Here is a 16,666-nt window from a genome sequence, read left to right as displayed (position 1 = left end):
GACAAAACAACAATTTATTGTTGTTTGTAAAGTTCTCAATGTTTGTCTTTATGACAAACACCAAAATAACACATTCAAGTGTTCTTGGAATTTGAGTCCGGCAAAATCGAGTCTGCATCATGTATAAAAATTGCAGACAACTTTGGTGACTTGTTCATCAACTCGAAACTCCTTCGGGTTGTATGGTTAAGTGACTAAGCGTACACGGTGGATGCCTTGGCAGTCAGAGGCGATGAAAGACGTAGTAACTTGCGATAAGCCCAGATTAGGTAGTAACAACCATTTGAGTCTGGGATTTCTGAATGGGGAAACCCACTTACATAAGTAAGTATCATTAACTGAATACATAGGTTAATGAGGCGAACCGGGGGAACTGAAACATCTAAGTACCCCGAGGAAAAGAAATCAACCGAGATTCCGAAAGTAGCGGCGAGCGAAATTGGACTAGCCCTTAAGCTTTACACGCGTTAGACGAACGGTCTGGAAAGTCCGACGATACAGGGTGATAGTCCCGTAGTTGACGACGTGTGTTCAGTGAAATCGAGTAGGGCGGGACACGTGATATCCTGTCTGAATATGGGGGGACCATCCTCCAAGGCTAAATACTACTGACTGACCGATAGTGAACCAGTACCGTGAGGGAAAGGCGAAAAGAACCCCTGTGAGGGGAGTGAAATAGAACCTGAAACCGTGTACGTACAAGCAGTAGGAGCAGGCTTTGTCCTGTGACTGCGTACCTTTTGTATAATGGGTCAGCGACTTATATTCAGTGGCAAGGTTAACCATCTAGGGGAGCCGTAGGGAAACCGAGTCTTAACTGGGCGTTCAGTCTCTGGATATAGACCCGAAACCAGGTGATCTAGCCATGGGCAGGTTGAAGGTTGAGTAACATCAACTGGAGGACCGAACCGACTAATGTTGAAAAATTAGCGGATGACTTGTGGCTAGGGGTGAAAGGCCAATCAAACCTGGAGATAGCTGGTTCTCCCCGAAAGCTATTTAGGTAGCGCCTCGGACGAATACTACTGGGGGTAGAGCACTGTTAAGGCTAGGGGGTCATCCCGACTTACCAACCCTTTGCAAACTCCGAATACCAGTAAGTACTATCCGGGAGACACACGGCGGGTGCTAACGTCCGTCGTGGAGAGGGAAACAACCCAGACCGCCAGCTAAGGTCCCAAATTACTACTAAGTGGGAAACGATGTGGGAAGGCTCAGACAGCCAGGATGTTGGCTTAGAAGCAGCCATCATTTAAAGAAAGCGTAATAGCTCACTGGTCGAGTCGGCCTGCGCGGAAGATGTAACGGGGCTAAGTAGTAAACCGAAGCTGCGGCAATGTGCTTTTGCACATTGGGTAGGGGAGCGTTCTGTAAGCGGTTGAAGGTGTGTGGTAACGCATGCTGGACGTATCAGAAGTGCGAATGCTGACATGAGTAACGATAAAGGGGGTGAAAAACCTCCTCGCCGGAAGACCAAGGGTTCCTGTCCAACGTTAATCGGGGCAGGGTAAGTCGACCCCTAAGGCGAGGCCGAAAGGCGTAGTCGATGGGAAACGGGTTAATATTCCCGTACTTCTTACAATTGCGATGGGGGGACGGAGAAGGCTAGGTGGGCCTGGCGACGGTTGTCCAGGTTCAAGTGCGTAGGCTTAAGAGTTAGGTAAATCCGGCTCTTTTTAAGGCTGAGACACGACGTCGAGCACCTACGGGTGTGAAGTCATTGATGCCATGCTTCCAGGAAAAGCCTCTAAGCTTCAGATTGTAAGGAATCGTACCCCAAACCGACACAGGTGGTCGGGTAGAGAATACCAAGGCGCTTGAGAGAACTCGGGTGAAGGAACTAGGCAAAATGGTACCGTAACTTCGGGAGAAGGTACGCTCTTGATGGTGAAGTCCCTCGCGGATGGAGCTGACGAGAGTCGCAGATACCAGGTGGCTGCAACTGTTTATTAAAAACACAGCACTGTGCAAAATCGTAAGATGACGTATACGGTGTGACGCCTGCCCGGTGCCGGAAGGTTAATTGATGGGGTTAGACTTCGGTCGAAGCTCTTGATCGAAGCCCCGGTAAACGGCGGCCGTAACTATAACGGTCCTAAGGTAGCGAAATTCCTTGTCGGGTAAGTTCCGACCTGCACGAATGGCGTAATGATGGCCACGCTGTCTCCACCCGAGACTCAGTGAAATTGAAATCGCTGTGAAGATGCAGTGTACCCGCGGCTAGACGGAAAGACCCCGTGAACCTTTACTACAGCTTGGCACTGAACATTGACCCTACATGTGTAGGATAGGTGGGAGGCTTTGAAGCACGTACGCCAGTATGTGTGGAGCCGTCCTTGAAATACCACCCTTGTAGTGTTGATGTTCTAACGTCGACCCCTAATCGGGGTTGCGGACAGTGCCTGGTGGGTAGTTTGACTGGGGCGGTCTCCTCCCAAAGAGTAACGGAGGAGCACGAAGGTGGGCTAATCACGGTTGGACATCGTGAGGTTAGTGCAATGGCATAAGCCCGCTTGACTGCGAGAATGACAATTCGAGCAGGTGCGAAAGCAGGTCATAGTGATCCGGTGGTTCTGAATGGAAGGGCCATCGCTCAACGGATAAAAGGTACTCCGGGGATAACAGGCTGATACCGCCCAAGAGTTCATATCGACGGCGGTGTTTGGCACCTCGATGTCGGCTCATCACATCCTGGGGCTGAAGTCGGTCCCAAGGGTATGGCTGTTCGCCATTTAAAGTGGTACGCGAGCTGGGTTTAGAACGTCGTGAGACAGTTCGGTCCCTATCTGCCGTGGGCGTTGGAAGATTGAAGGGGGCTGCTCCTAGTACGAGAGGACCGGAGTGGACGAACCTCTGGTGTTCGGGTTGTGTCGCCAGACGCATTGCCCGGTAGCTAAGTTCGGAATCGATAACCGCTGAAAGCATCTAAGCGGGAAGCGAGCCCTGAGATGAGTCTTCCCTGATACTTTAAGTATCCTAAAGGGTTGTCGGAGACTACGACGTTGATAGGTCAGGTGTGTAAGTGCTGTGAGGCATTGAGCTAACTGATACTAATTGCCCGTGAGGCTTAACCATACAACACCCAAGGGGTTTTGATGGACTCGAAGCAAGAACAGAATTGAATGTGTAGAGAACACAAAAACAGCTTTCCGAATTAAAGAATTTGCTTGGCGACCATAGCGTTTTGGACCCACCTGACTCCATTCCGAACTCAGAAGTGAAACGAAATAGCGCCGATGGTAGTGTGGGGTTTCCCCATGTGAGAGTAGGACATCGCCAGGCTTTAAATTTAGACTTAGGTCTAACCAGTGCGGAGCGGTAGTTCAGTTGGTTAGAATACCGGCCTGTCACGCCGGGGGTCGCGGGTTCGAGTCCCGTCCGCTCCGCCACTTATTTGAAAGCCCTGCTAGAAATAGCAGGGCTTTTGTCGTTTTAGAGTCTGTCATTTTCCCTTCCAAGAAAGACCATTCTCGATGATCTGCAGTTCCACGACTTCGCCATTTATACCAATCTGGAAAACTAACTGGTCAGGTCTATCCATCTTCTCGAGCACATTTTGGTGACTCTTTGGGAGCAATCCAAAGCCGATTCCATGCATCGCAGACTTGGAAATAATGTCGTCGTAATCCATAAAAGATTGGTTGGATAAATCGCGTTGCCTCAACCAACGCCATACTTGTTCGATAGGGTTTAGCTCTGGAGAATAGGGAGAAAGTTTGATTACACTGACATTTAAAGTCATTGGCAATTTCTCTGTATGCCATCCTGCACCATCCATTACAACGACAGCGTGACGTCCCTCCTCCGTGACTGCCAAGTGCTCTATCATGATGTCTTTATGAACCCAAGGACAATGATAGCCTCACCAATTCCTTTTCTGGGACAAACTGAACCGAACAGATAAGCATACTCAAATTGTTATTGCTTCACGGCTCTGGGGTGAGTTGCTTTTTCAGTCCATAAGCGTGTTGTAGTGTTTTGTTGCCCAAATCTGTCTTCGTCCTGAAACCAAACATCAACACACTCTAAAGCTATATGTTCTGGGATCTTAAGGATCGTTTAGATTTTGATTTTTTCAAATCCTTCTGTGCTTGGCTTTTCTTGCCGTCCTTTTAGCCCCTCTTCAAGAAAGCTTTGGACCAACTTATTGACACTGGTTCGGCTTACCTTGAGAAACTTGGCGATTTGTGTGCGTGAATGTTCATCATTTGAAATGAGCAAGGGCCAGCAGTCTCATTTTCATCTGAATGGATTTTTGCTGACTTGCGAGCTTTTTAAAGTCGATATTAAGGATGGAATGATGGTGGTTTAGGTCGATAAATAGCGAACAGATATAGAGCATTTTTTACTAATAGTTATAAGGCTTTTAGATAGGTGAGTTTTTAGCGATGTTATTGTGGTCAGAAAGGGGGAGCTTATATTTAAGAAACTCTTTGTATTTTTAAGTGACCGGCTTGATAAAGCTTAAGATCTGGCAGGTTTTCGTAAGCTAGGGTGACTTGATTGCGTCCTGAGTGCTTTGAATAGTACATCGCTTTATCGGCCTCGATTAGAAGCTCTTTTGCGTTGGATTGTTGTGAATTCAACTCTGCTACACCAATACTAACAGTGGTCGTAATTTCAACGTCATCGACATGACAGATCGTTGCTTGTATAGCTTGGCGGATGCGTTCAGCTACTTCATACGCTTGAATCGCATTCGTATCTGTTAAGATTACTGCGAACTCTTCTCCTCCCAATCGACCTATAAAGTCGCTGCCACGAATGACTCCTTGGCAAACGTGAGCAATGCGAGTGATAACATGATCACCAGAAAAATGGCCAACGCTATCATTAATATCTTTGAAGTGATCAATATCGATCATCAAGCATGAAAGTGTTTTAGAACGTTTTGTATGTTGAATGATCGCATTATCTAAATTGGAGACAAACGCCCGACGGTTGAGAAGACCAGTAAGTGCATCAGTTTCTGATAATTGTTTAAGGCGTTGCTCTAGTAAATGAGTCTTAGTGATATCACGTACAGACCAGATCACCAGTTTGTTTGCATTTTCAGGAGCGTTAACTGGTTTAATAATCGCCTCAAACCACATTTCTTCTGGATTTTCTAACGCTTCTAGCTCCTCTATAGGCAGGAGTAGGTGGTCATGCAGAGAAAGGTTGTATTTCACGACCTTCGTTTCGTTACCTTGCATAACGTCAAAAATGAACCCCATGAGTTCGTCTGCTTTGGTCGGGGAAAGGACATCGCTAAGCTGTAAGCCAGTGTAGCGTTCTGCGTTGAACGTTTTGGAGTGGTGGGTTCCACCAAAGCTTTCAATATAGCGCCCGCTTTCGTCTAGGATAAACACATGATCCGGTAGGGTGTTTAAAATGGCTTCTAACCATGTTTCCCTTTCTTTATAAATCATGTGGTTACTTTCCTTCTTCTCGGCAAGTAGCCGATTATATAGGTTTGTATTGATGACACAATCAATATGGATCACATAATGGTTTATCGATTCAGCTAATCTGTGTGTGTTAGCTTTTGAGCTGTTTGAGTGAAATTTTTATAGCACTTTGTTTCGTGCGGGTGTAGGCTCTTGCCTGTATATTTTTGAGACAAAAATTCATGTTATATCTCTTGTTTAAAAACTTCGTAAGAAGGCTGAACTCCGTGCATAAAACGCGATGAAGTGTTGCTCGGAGTCATAAATTATCTTCATCAGATGTGGAAATACGTGCACAGCTAAGCTGGAAAATGCGTAGGTTGTATTACATCTGAGTAAAGACAAGAGACCGCCGGTGATATTTCATCACCGGCTTTTTTGTATCTGAAGTTTGAAATCAGATATGAAGTTACCCATAGTTGAAATAGGGGCCGGTATGTAAGTACCGGCCCTTTTTATTTGGTAAAAAACATGAGTGTGTTACACGTTAAAAATATGTCCTATCAGGTTGTTGATCATCACCTATATAGCCATTCCCACTTCACTATTCATGCTGGAGAGCATGTAGGAATCACCGGTGCAAACGGAGTAGGAAAAAGTACGTTGTTAAAGTTGCTTGTTGGTGAAATTTCTGCCGATGAGGGAGATATTCATTGGCAGCCAAACTTAGAGATTGGCTATCTTGATCAACATCTTGTGGTTGATAAAACTCAGACGATTAGAGAATGTTTACAATCGGCATTTAATGAGTTGTTTGAAGCTGAACGTGAATTATTTTCTTTGTATCAAGAGATGGCTGAATCTGCATCGCCTTCTTTGCTTCGCCGAGTTGCTAAGTTACAAACGGAATTGGAAGCCCAAGGCTTTTACGCCTTACATGCCCAAATTGAAAGTGTATCCGCAGGGCTTGGTATACAGCAGTTGGGGCCGGATACTCTAATGAGTGCGTTAAGTGGTGGGCAACGCCATAAGGTCTTATTAGCGCGCTTATTGTTGCGTGAACCAGACGTCTTACTGTTAGATGAGCCGACTAACTATCTTGATGCAACTCATATTGAGTGGTTAAAGAGTTATCTCAATGCTTATGTAGGAACCGTACTGTTGGTGTCTCATGATGTGAGTTTCCTGAATGCGGTTACTACCTGCATCTGTGATATCGACTATCAAAAAATCCAGAAATACACCGGCTCATACCACAAAGCAATGACGCAAAAGCGACACAACAATTCGCTGTTGGAAAAAGAGTACCACGCACAGCAAGCTGAGATTAAGAAACTGGAACAGTTTATTGCGAAAAATGGCGCAGGTGTGAATGCGAGCATTGCGAAGGGCCGTAAGAAGCAATTGGATAAAATTGAAAGGGTTCAGTTGCATAAAACAGATGCCGTGACTGAATTTGATTTTTCTTATGCGCCTATTGGACATCAAAGTGTTGTTAGCGCCGAAGCGTTGAGCATTGGCTATCAAACGCCTTTACTGTCACCGATTGATATCACTGTCGCACGAGGAGAAAAGTTAGTGATTGAGGGCTTCAATGGCGTAGGGAAGTCGACATTGCTTAAAACGCTAATGGGGGAGGTGCTTCCACTCTCTGGTGAAATGACGTTTGCACAAGGTCTTAAGATCGGCTACTTCGCTCAAGACCTATCTTGGCGTCATCCGGATCATACACCGGAGCAAGAGGTGTGTGCGGTCGATTCTTCAATCAATAGTAAATCGGCTCGTAAGCTGTTAGCACGCTTCGGGATAAAGGGTGATAAAGCACAACGTCGCTTAGAGGCGTTGAGTGGTGGGGAGCAAACTCGCGTTAAGCTTTGTTGTTTAGCAACACGAGGCTGCAATGTACTCATTCTTGATGAGCCAACTACGCATCTTGATACCAGCAGTAAAGATGCGTTGAAGCAGGCGCTACAACGTTTTTCGGGCAGTGTCATCTTGGTTTCACACGAGAAGGCATTTATCCAAGATTGGCCAGACAGAATCGTCGATATCGCGACCTTAGCGGAGATTTCTTTGCAAGCGGAGGTTGAAGCATGATTCAGTCGATAGCGTTGTTCTTTATTGCATTTCTGGTAGGTGCTGACGAATTGCTGCTTGGCTCAATTTTAGAACCTATCGGAGGTGATCTTGGTGTTCCTCCGAGCCAGGTGACACTCTTTATTACGGCGTATAGTCTAGCGATTGCGTTTTGTGCGCCTTATTTAGGGCGCTGGTCGGATCGAGTAGGGCGTCTTCGCCTAATGCTGCCGGCTTGTTTCGTTTTTGGCATCTCCTCGATTCTGACTGGCTTGGTTAGCCAGTTTGAATGGGCTTTAGTCACTCGTGTTGTTACGGGCATTGCTAGCGCAGGAATGCTGCCAATCGCATTTGCGTTGGCTGGTGATGCAAAAGGTGGGCGCTCGATGCGGCAGATTGTGATGGTGCAAGCTGGATTGACATTAGGCATGATAACCAGCCCTGCTATCGGTGCACTGATCACACAGCTCTTATCATGGCGAGCAGCTTTTATCATCTTAGGGATGGCGGCACTTGCTGTTGGGGCCTTAGTTTGGGGATGCATGAGAGAGCCTCACGATCAGAACGAGCGGTTAATGACATTACCTCCCGTTATAGAGGCATTTCGCCTTCCTGGAGCGTTGGGTGCGATTGCTGCTATGTGTTTTGGCTTAGGTGGTGGTATTGGTGTGTTCAATCTCATTGGGCTCAATATGCGAGATGTCGCGGGACTGTCGATAAGTTGGATTGGCATGATGTACGCAGCTTTAGGAATCGTGAGTGTTCTTGGAAATCTACTCACGACTCGAGCTTCTCATCGCCTTGGAAGTGGCCGAGCTGTAATGCGTATTGCGCTTATGGTGTGCATGCCATGTAGCATCTGGGTATTTGCGTGTGGTGCGAGCCAATTCGTGGCCTATCTTTCCATATTGGCAATTTGGTCGTTGGCAGGCGGTATAGGCTCTCCGGCTCTACAGGCTTATATAGCGAGCTTATCGGATGAATATCGAGGAGTTCTAATGTCATCTGCGATGAGCATGATGCACTTTGGCGTCGCAATTTGGTCTGCGCTTGCTGGATTTGCCTATGATGTAGGGAGTGAATGGGTCGCTGTATTGGCCGTATTACTCTTTGGCTTCGCTATCGCAGCATTGAAGCCCATTCAGGAAACGGAGCAACTCCAGCGCTACTCATAAAAGAGTGTGAATCGCGTGATGCGAAAGTGTCACGTGTGTTTCTTCACTAATATTTTTAGATCAGTAGATAAAGAAAAGCCGCTACCCAAAGGTAACGGCTTGTTCCAAATACTTTTGAAATCCGGTCTTAGTTCATGCCGTATTTCTTAAGTTTCTTGCGAAGAGTACCGCGGTTGATACCCATCATAGTTGCTGCGCGAGTTTGGTTACCGCGAGTGTACTGCATGATAGTATCTAATAGTGGCTGTTCAACTTCAGCTAGAACTAATTCGTATAGTTCTGTTACTTCCTGGCCATTTAGTTGAGCAAGGTAGTTTTTAAGAGACGCTTTAACAGAGTCACGTAAAGGCTTTTGAGTAATCTGGTCTTGTGACGTTACTGTAGTTACTGTTAATGCTTCTGAAGTCAGATTTTGTTCGAACATATTCGGTCTAGCTCTTCTCTTAATTATGATGCAACGTTATCAAAATAACCTTCTAGCGCTTCAATTTGCAGCGGAGCTGCGTCGATAGCGTTGAAGGTACGGCGAAACTCACTCGCCTGTTCATGTTCTTTCAGATACCAACCTACGTGCTTACGCGCGATACGTGGACCTAAATACTCGCCATAAAATTCATGAAGAGCATTCACATGACCAAGCATAATGGCTTTCACTTCCTGAGTGGGAAGCTCATCCATTGTGGTGCCGTTTTCCAAATAGTGATGGATTTCCTGGAAAATCCAAGGACGACCCTGGGCAGGGCGTCCAATCATTAAAGCGTCCGCACCGGTGTACTCCAGTACAAATTTGGCTTTCTCCGGGCTATCGATATCACCGTTCGCGATAACCGGAATTGAAATCGCCTCTTTTACCGCTTTAATGCTGTCGTATTCGGCCTCACCTTTGTACATACACGCTTTTGTTCTGCCATGCAGGGCAAGAGCTTGTATGCCGCAGTCTTCGGCTAATTTAGCGATTTGGACACAGTTTTTGTTGTCTGTATCCCAGCCTGTTCGGGTCTTTAACGTTACAGGAACGTCTACCGCATTCACTACCGCTTTCAAAATCTCTTCGATAATGGTTGGGTATTGAAGCAGTGCAGAGCCCGCCAGCTTCTTATTCACTTTTTTTGCCGGGCAGCCCATGTTGATGTCGATGATTTGCGCACCGTTTTCAACACTGAATTGAGCTGCATCTGCCATAAGCTGTGGATCGGAACCGGCAATTTGTACAGAGCGAATGCCCGATTCGCCTTCATGTACCATGCGCTGTTTCGACTTCGACGTTTTCCATAGTTTTGGGTTGGCGGACATCATTTCACTGACGGCCATGCCCGCACCATAACGAAGACACAACTCGCGGAACGGTCTATCCGTTACACCAGCCATAGGGGCTACGATTAGATTGTTCTTAAGTTGGTAGTTTCCGATTTTCAAAACGTCATCACAGTTCTGTGCCAGCAAGGGCGCGCATTTTACGCATTTTTTCACTGCGTGAAAAGACTAATATTTGAGCATTTACAAATTGTTTTTGTAAATTGTATGAATTTCAAACAATTAGCCCTGAAAACCTTGTCTAGCCTTGCTTACGACCAGAGATGCGACACCATTCGCTTTGCTCAACGATAGGGTCAATGTGAAGCTCATCACGGTAATAGCTTGCAACATCTTCCGCTTGCGTGTCCAAAACACCAGACATTGCTAGGGCGCCATTTGGCTTAACTAGGCCTTTAATGATTGGTGCAAGTTCACGTAGTGGACCAGCAAGAATGTTAGCAACAACCACGTCTGCAATCAGACCTTCTGGTTGGTTTTGAGGAAGGTATACTTCTAGTTTGTCGGCAACGCCGTTACGCTCTGCGTTGTCTTTTGATGCAAGTAGCGCTTGAGGATCAATGTCGATCCCGATAACTTTTTCTGCGCCCAGTTTGATCGCTGCGATCGCAAGAATGCCTGAGCCACAACCGAAGTCGATAACGGTTTTACCGCTTAAGTCCATGCTTTCTAGCCACTCAAGACAAAGCGCGGTTGTTGGGTGAGTACCAGTACCGAATGCAAGACCTGGATCCAGCATTACGTTGACAGCGTCTGGTTCTGGCACTTCACGCCAGCTTGGGCAAATCCATAGGCGCTCACCAAATTTCATTGGGTGGAAGTTTTCCATCCACTCGCGTTCCCAGTCTTTATCTTCAAGCTGTTCAACTTTGTAAGCAAAATTTTCTGCTAGCATATTGCTTGCTTTGATTTGGTCGATGATGAAGTTGGTATCGGCTTCTGCATCGTACAGTGCCAGAATGTCAGTATCGCCCCATAAGCGAGTCTCGCCAGGTAGAGGTTCGAATACAGGTGTATCCTGCGCGTCTAAGAAAGTTACAGACAGCGCACCAGTCTCTTCCATTAGCATGTCGCCGATTTGCTCGGCGTTTTCATTGGTCGCGTTGAGTTTGATTTGAATCCAAGGCATTTGTTTTTGCTCTTAAAGTGAATGAAGTGGCGCAGAGTTTACCAGAACTCTGCGATTTGTTTGAGTATAGACTTTATACAAAACAAAAATGCCCACAGATGTGGGCATTTATTTAGAGGTTCGCTGAGGCTTATTGTAGGCCTAGTTTCTTCTCTAGGTAGTGAATGTTCGCACCGCCGTGTTGGAAGTTTTCATCATTCATGATTGACACTTGTAGTGGCACGTTAGTTTTAATGCCTTCGATGATCATCTCACCCAGTGCATTTTTCATACGTGCAATCGCTACGTCACGGTTTTCACCGTAAGTGATCAGCTTACCGATCATTGAATCGTAGTGAGGTGGCACTGTGTAACCAGAGTAGATGTGCGATTCCCAACGAACACCCATGCCGCCTGGCGCGTGGAAGCGTTGAATCTTACCTGGAGACGGTAGGAAGCGCTCTGGGTCTTCTGCGTTGATACGACACTCAATCGCATGGCCGCGGATCTTGATGTCATCTTGAGTGAATGACAGTGGTTGACCTGCTGCTACGCGAAGCTGTTCTTTGATTAGGTCGATACCGGTAACCATTTCTGTTACTGGGTGTTCTACCTGAATACGAGTGTTCATTTCGATGAAGTAGAATTCACCGTTCTCGTATAGGAATTCGAATGTACCTGCGCCGCGGTAACCGATTTCAATACATGCACGAGTACAACGTTCGCCGATGTACTTACGCATCTCTTCAGTGATGCCAGGAGCTGGAGCTTCTTCCACTACTTTTTGGTGACGACGCTGCATAGAACAGTCACGTTCACCTAGGTGGATTGCACCGCCTTGACCATCAGCAATAACTTGTACTTCAACGTGACGTGGGTTTTCTAGGAATTTCTCCATGTAAACTATGTCGTTGTTGAATGCTGCTTTTGCTTCTGCACGAGTCATAGCAATAGCTTGAACGAGGTCTTTTTCTGCACGAACTACGCGCATACCACGACCGCCGCCGCCGCCAGATGCTTTGATGATAACAGGGTAGCCGATACGTTTAGCGTGAGCTTTGTTCTTGTCTTCGTCGTTATCTAGTGGACCGTCTGAGCCAGGTACACATGGAACGCCCGCTTTTTTCATTGCGGTGATCGCTGATACTTTGTCGCCCATCATGCGGATAGTGTCCGCTTTTGGACCAACGAAGATGAAACCACTGCGCTCAACTTGCTCTGCGAAGTCAGCGTTTTCTGACAAGAAGCCGTAACCTGGGTGGATCGCTACCGCGCCAGTTACTTCTGCTGCAGAAATGATGCGTGGGATGTTTAGGTAGCTGTCGATACCACGAGCAGGGCCGATACACACGGTTTCATCTGCAAGTAGTACGTGCTTAAGATCGCGGTCAGCTGTTGAGTGAACAGCAACGGTCTTAATACCTAATTCTTTACAAGCGCGAAGAATACGAAGTGCAATTTCACCTCGGTTCGCGATGACTACTTTGTCTAGCATAAGGCAAGCCTCGCTTATTCGATTACAACTAGAGGTTGGTCGAATTCAACTGGTTGGCCGTCTTCAACTAGGATTGCAGTAACAACGCCAGATTTGTCCGCTTCGATTTGGTTCATCATCTTCATTGCTTCAACGATACATAGCGTGTCGCCAGCGTTAACTTTTTGGCCAACTTCTACGAATGATTTCGCATCAGGACTTGGAGAGCGGTAGAAAGTACCAACCATTGGAGAAAGAACTTGGTGACCTGCAGGTACCGCTGCTGCTGGAGCTTCAGCTGCTGGCGCGTCTGCTACAGGTGCTGCTACTGGCGCAGGTGCTGCTACTGGAGCTGCTGCGTAGTGAACTGGTGCTGGAGCTGCTGTGCCGTGACGACTGATGCGCACTGACTCTTCACCTTCAGAAATCTCTAGCTCAGCAATGCCAGACTCTTCAACTAACTCGATTAGCTTCTTGATTTTACGAATATCCATCTTTTCTTTCTCTTTTATCTTGTGATTAAGACAACCCCTGTGGGGTTGCAGAGTGTTAGGGTTACTTTGCCTGTAGCTTGTTAATCGCGGCAGACAGAGCGAATTCATAACCTTGTGCGCCTAAACCGCAGATCACGCCTTCTGCCTTATCAGACAGGTAAGAGTGATGACGAAACGGCTCACGTGCATGCACGTTCGATAGGTGCACCTCGATAAATGGGATGGCCACGCCAAGTAATGCATCTCGCAGTGCTACACTGGTGTGAGTGAAAGCAGCTGGATTGATGATGATGAAATCAATCTTGCCGTAAGCGGCATGAATGGCTTCAATCAGTTCGTACTCACGATTTGATTGTAGGTGTTCCAGTTCCACCCCTGCGTTGTGCGCTTGTTCAGTCAAAGCGTCCACAATTTGTGCTAGGGTGTTGTTACCATAGTGTGTCGGTTCACGCAGACCTAATAGGTTAAGATTTGGTCCGTTTAGAACAAGAATCCGTGACTTTGCAGACATTATGTTGCTATCTTCCCTTATCGTGAGTGGAACGTTTATATTCCCAAATATACGATAATTCAGCACGATTTTTTTGTTAAAACCGAGCAAATTTTAAAAAATCGACCAAGATTATAGCTAATTCATAGCAATTAGCAGCAATTTACTGGTCTAATCTCCCAATTGCCCGCTTCGTTTCTGTAACCAAGTTAACAAAAACAACATAATCACCATATCTATGTTGTGGTTAATTTGCGCCCAAAAGCAAAAAACCGCCATGCAAAGATGGCGGTTTTCGTTCACTGTTTAAAACAGGCTGGCGAGCTTATACCAGTTCTGCTTTTTCGGCGATGAGTTTGTCTACTACACTTGGATCGGCAAGCGTTGAAGTATCGCCTAGGTTGCTTGTATCACCTGTCGCAATCTTACGCAGAATACGACGCATGATCTTACCTGAACGAGTCTTTGGTAGAGAGTCTGTCCAGTGCAGTACGTCAGGCGTTGCAATTGGACCAATCTCTTTACGCACCCAATCTTTCACTTCTTTGTGCAGCTCTGCGGATGGGAACTCGCCATCGTTGAGCGTGATGTAGGCGTAGATCGCTTGGCCTTTGATGTCGTGTGGAATACCAACAATCGCGGCTTCGGCAATTTTGTGATGCGCGACTAGCGCAGATTCAATTTCAGCGGTGCCCATACGGTGTCCAGACACGTTCAGTACGTCATCGACGCGGCCAGTGATCCAGTAGTAGCCGTCTTCGTCACGACGCGCACCGTCACTGGTGAAGTACATGCCCTTAAAGGTTGAGAAGTAGGTTTGTTCGAAGCGTTCATGGTCGCCGTAAACCGTACGCATTTGACCTGGCCAAGAATCAAGAATTACCAAGTTACCTTCAGCTACGGTGTCTTCAAGGATATTACCCATGTTATCAACCAGCGCAGGTTGTACGCCGAAGAATGGGCGAGTTGCTGAACCTGGTTTGAGATCTGTCGCGCCCGGAAGTGGAGCGATCAAGATGCCGCCGGTTTCCGTTTGCCACCAAGTGTCGACGATAGGTGAATTTTCGTTACCGATCGTTTTGTAGTACCACTCCCATGCCTCTGGGTTAATTGGTTCGCCCACTGAGCCCATGATGCGAAGGCTTGAGCGAGACGTGCCAGCAACCGCTTCGTTGCCTTTTGCCATCAGCGCACGAATAGCCGTTGGTGCGGTGTACAGAATGTTCACTTGATGCTTATCGACCACTTCGCTCATACGGCTTGTGTTCGGGTAGTTTGGTACACCTTCGAACAGGATGGTTTTCGCACCGTTCGCAAGTGGTCCGTAGATAAGGTACGTGTGGCCAGTAATCCAGCCTACGTCTGCGGTACACCAGAACGTTTCACCTGGTTGGTAATCGAAGACGTATTTAAACGTCATGGCAGCATAAACAAGGTAGCCACCTGTTGTGTGAAGTACGCCTTTTGGTTTGCCTGTCGAGCCAGATGTGTAGAGGATGAACAGTGGGTCTTCGGCTTTCATCTCTTCTGGTGGACAAACATCAGAGACTTTTGCGGTTGCTTCGTGCCACCAAACGTCACGATGCTCATGCCAATCTACATTGCCGCCTGTGCGTTTTAGTACCACAACCTTGCTGATGGTTTTTACTTCTGGATTAGTGAGTGCTTCGTCCACGTTCTTTTTCAGCGGAACGGCACGTCCACCGCGCACACCTTCGTCCGCAGTAATCACAACTTTCGCGTCAGAGTCGATGATACGACCAGACAGTGCTTCTGGTGAGAAACCACCAAACACCACGGTATGCACCGCGCCGATGCGTGTACACGCCAGCATAGCGATAGCCGCTTCTGGCACCATTGGCATGTATAAACACACCACGTCGCCTTTGCGCACGCCTTGGTCTTTTAATGCGTTAGAGAACTTGCACACTTCTTTGTGCAGTTCGTTGAAAGTCAGTGTTTTGTCGTCTGCTGGATCATCGCCTTCCCAGATGATCGCTACGTCGTCGCCGTGTTCTGCGAGATGACGGTCGATACAGTTTGCAGATACGTTCAGTGTGCCATCTTCAAACCAGCGAATGTCGACGTGGCCGGTGTCGAATGAGGTGCTTTTTACTTTGGTGAAAGGTTTGATCCAATCAACGATTTTGCCGTGCTCGTTCCAGAAGCCCTCTGGATCGGTGACCGACTGCTGATACATGGCTAGGTAGGTATCATTATCCGCGTGTGTATGAGTTTTAATATTTTCTTTTACCGGATAAACGTGGGCTTCGCTCATGGCTTCTCTCCTTGTGCCTTAATTCTCGGCCTTACACCAATCTACTTAAGATTCTGAATATGTATTTTTGTAGGGCTGTCTTTTGGTTCTTAAATACTCAGTCGTCCTAGAACGACGTTGTGCCTATAACTGTCAGTCACAGCGCGTATTTCCACAATTAGACTTTAGGATGAGACAGAGGGGTGTGCCGGAAAATGCTTGAAATAAAAGTAATTATGGGAGCTAGGTCAACAGGATTTATGTGTATGGCGCGGTGAGATTTGGCAGATCGCCCTTGGTGAGGCGCACAAAAACCAAGGCGGCAGAAATCGCATCTTGCAGCGCGTCGTGTTTATCTTGAATGGGCAGTTCCAGGTGCTTGCAAATCGCATCCAGACTTAAGTCGAAGTAGGCATTGGGTAAATGCCGTTCTAGTTTGTCGTGATAAATCTGGCTGACTTCAATCAATGGGTTTGGCAGTGGGAAGCCGAGTTGCCTTTGGCAGGCAAGGTCGAGAATTTTTTTGTCATAGCGAATGTGATATCCGACTAAAGGACGGTTGCCGATGAACGTGAGCAGTTTCAGCAACGCTTCTTTCTCGCTGATACCATCAGCCAGATCTTGGTGGCGAATTTTATGAATTTTCACTGACCCAGAATCTAACGATTGGGGTGCACGTAAGCGTACTTCAAAAGGCTGACTGGTGAGGATGCGGTTGTCGATGATCTTGGTTGCTGCGATGGTGACCAACTCAGCACGGTTTGGATCAAGGCTGGTGGTCTCACAATCTAGAGACACAAACTCGGTTTTGTGTGGCGCACAAAACAGCGACTGATAAGGCGAGCCTTTCAGTTTGTAATGCCAATATTTGCGTTGTAACCAGTTCATCCTCTACGCCTCATTTTGACT

The 16,666-nt window shown here is 47.0% G+C and carries 11 protein-coding genes, 1 tRNA gene, 2 rRNA genes and 1 pseudogene; 5 read left to right on the top strand and 10 right to left on the bottom strand.

All coding sequences use genetic code 11. The features are described from left to right. The first annotated feature begins 184 nt into the window (after window positions 1-184). From ACYJZR_RS14445 to ACYJZR_RS14435, 3 genes are all read left to right on the top strand, one after another. Window positions 185-3,075, top strand: a 23S ribosomal RNA gene (locus ACYJZR_RS14445). A 91-nt stretch (window positions 3,076-3,166) separates the two neighbouring features. Then, a 5S ribosomal RNA gene (gene rrf, locus ACYJZR_RS14440) occupies window positions 3,167-3,282 on the top strand. 30 nt (window positions 3,283-3,312) lie between these two features. Beyond that, window positions 3,313-3,389, top strand: a tRNA-Asp gene (locus ACYJZR_RS14435). A gap of 130 nt (window positions 3,390-3,519) precedes the next feature. Here the strand turns inward: ACYJZR_RS14435 and ACYJZR_RS14430 are convergent. Together ACYJZR_RS14430 and ACYJZR_RS14425 are read right to left on the bottom strand one after the other, a co-directional pair. Then, window positions 3,520-4,342 (bottom strand): annotated as a pseudogene (locus tag ACYJZR_RS14430) (IS630 family transposase). A gap of 79 nt (window positions 4,343-4,421) precedes the next feature. Continuing rightward, the gene (locus tag ACYJZR_RS14425; protein ID WP_406966380.1) at window positions 4,422-5,411 is read right to left on the bottom strand and encodes a sensor domain-containing diguanylate cyclase; all 990 of its coding nucleotides are present in this window, start codon (window positions 5,409-5,411) and stop codon (window positions 4,422-4,424) included. 489 nt (window positions 5,412-5,900) lie between these two features. Here ACYJZR_RS14425 and ACYJZR_RS14420 point away from each other — a divergent pair, with 489 nt between their 5' ends. Next, window positions 5,901-7,466 (top strand): ABC-F family ATP-binding cassette domain-containing protein, encoded by a 1,566-nt coding sequence (locus ACYJZR_RS14420; protein ID WP_406966381.1) that lies wholly within the window; start codon window positions 5,901-5,903, stop codon window positions 7,464-7,466. Continuing rightward, window positions 7,463-8,620 carry an MFS transporter gene (locus ACYJZR_RS14415; protein WP_406966382.1) on the top strand — a complete coding sequence of 386 codons (1,158 nt, stop codon included), beginning with the start codon at window positions 7,463-7,465 and terminating at the stop codon, window positions 8,618-8,620. Before ACYJZR_RS14420 ends, ACYJZR_RS14415 begins: the two co-directional genes overlap by 4 nt. Before the next feature lie 127 nt (window positions 8,621-8,747). Here the strand turns inward: ACYJZR_RS14415 and fis are convergent, their stop codons facing one another. The 8 genes from fis to ACYJZR_RS14375 form a co-directional block, all read right to left on the bottom strand. Then, window positions 8,748-9,044 carry a DNA-binding transcriptional regulator Fis gene (gene fis, locus ACYJZR_RS14410; RefSeq protein WP_000462885.1) on the bottom strand — a complete coding sequence of 99 codons (297 nt, stop codon included), beginning with the start codon at window positions 9,042-9,044 and terminating at the stop codon, window positions 8,748-8,750. Between the two features lie 23 nt (window positions 9,045-9,067). Next, window positions 9,068-10,036 carry a tRNA dihydrouridine synthase DusB gene (dusB, locus tag ACYJZR_RS14405; RefSeq protein ID WP_005496441.1) on the bottom strand — a complete coding sequence of 323 codons (969 nt, stop codon included), beginning with the start codon at window positions 10,034-10,036 and terminating at the stop codon, window positions 9,068-9,070. Window positions 10,037-10,175: 139 nt separating this feature from the next. Continuing rightward, window positions 10,176-11,063, bottom strand: a complete 888-nt coding sequence (gene prmA / locus ACYJZR_RS14400) for a 50S ribosomal protein L11 methyltransferase (RefSeq protein ID WP_005459549.1) — start codon at window positions 11,061-11,063, stop codon at window positions 10,176-10,178. 130 nt (window positions 11,064-11,193) lie between these two features. Further along, on the bottom strand, window positions 11,194-12,537 hold the full coding sequence (gene accC, locus ACYJZR_RS14395; RefSeq protein WP_020839801.1) for an acetyl-CoA carboxylase biotin carboxylase subunit: 1,344 nt from the start codon (window positions 12,535-12,537) through the stop codon (window positions 11,194-11,196). Window positions 12,538-12,551: 14 nt separating this feature from the next. Continuing rightward, the gene (gene accB, locus ACYJZR_RS14390) at window positions 12,552-13,010 is read right to left on the bottom strand and encodes an acetyl-CoA carboxylase biotin carboxyl carrier protein (protein WP_005459553.1); all 459 of its coding nucleotides are present in this window, start codon (window positions 13,008-13,010) and stop codon (window positions 12,552-12,554) included. Between the two features lie 61 nt (window positions 13,011-13,071). Then, window positions 13,072-13,521 (bottom strand): type II 3-dehydroquinate dehydratase, encoded by a 450-nt coding sequence (gene aroQ / locus ACYJZR_RS14385; RefSeq protein WP_005478606.1) that lies wholly within the window; start codon window positions 13,519-13,521, stop codon window positions 13,072-13,074. 304 nt (window positions 13,522-13,825) lie between these two features. Then, a complete protein-coding gene (gene acs / locus ACYJZR_RS14380; protein ID WP_005458005.1) occupies window positions 13,826-15,778 on the bottom strand; it encodes an acetate--CoA ligase in 1,953 nt (650 codons plus the stop codon). A gap of 237 nt (window positions 15,779-16,015) precedes the next feature. Then, window positions 16,016-16,645 (bottom strand): 3'-5' exonuclease, encoded by a 630-nt coding sequence (locus ACYJZR_RS14375; protein ID WP_021449808.1) that lies wholly within the window; start codon window positions 16,643-16,645, stop codon window positions 16,016-16,018. Window positions 16,646-16,666 lie beyond the last annotated feature (21 nt).

The organism is Vibrio sp. RC2502, from assembly GCF_054850435.1.
The sequence above is the reverse complement of the archived record's forward strand: the minus strand, read 5'-3'. Positions and strand labels throughout refer to the sequence as shown.

Coding starts and splice junctions, on each gene's coding strand:
- ACYJZR_RS14425 (WP_406966380.1), bottom strand. CDS start 5,411: ATGATTTATAAAGAAAGGGAAACATGGTTAGAAGCCATTTTAAACACC.
- ACYJZR_RS14420 (WP_406966381.1), top strand. CDS start 5,901: ATGAGTGTGTTACACGTTAAAAATATGTCCTATCAGGTTGTTGATCAT.
- ACYJZR_RS14415 (WP_406966382.1), top strand. CDS start 7,463: ATGATTCAGTCGATAGCGTTGTTCTTTATTGCATTTCTGGTAGGTGCT.
- fis (WP_000462885.1), bottom strand. CDS start 9,044: ATGTTCGAACAAAATCTGACTTCAGAAGCATTAACAGTAACTACAGTA.
- prmA (WP_005459549.1), bottom strand. CDS start 11,063: ATGCCTTGGATTCAAATCAAACTCAACGCGACCAATGAAAACGCCGAG.
- accC (WP_020839801.1), bottom strand. CDS start 12,537: ATGCTAGACAAAGTAGTCATCGCGAACCGAGGTGAAATTGCACTTCGT.
- accB (WP_005459553.1), bottom strand. CDS start 13,010: ATGGATATTCGTAAAATCAAGAAGCTAATCGAGTTAGTTGAAGAGTCT.
- aroQ (WP_005478606.1), bottom strand. CDS start 13,521: ATGTCTGCAAAGTCACGGATTCTTGTTCTAAACGGACCAAATCTTAAC.
- acs (WP_005458005.1), bottom strand. CDS start 15,778: ATGAGCGAAGCCCACGTTTATCCGGTAAAAGAAAATATTAAAACTCAT.
- ACYJZR_RS14375 (WP_021449808.1), bottom strand. CDS start 16,645: ATGAACTGGTTACAACGCAAATATTGGCATTACAAACTGAAAGGCTCG.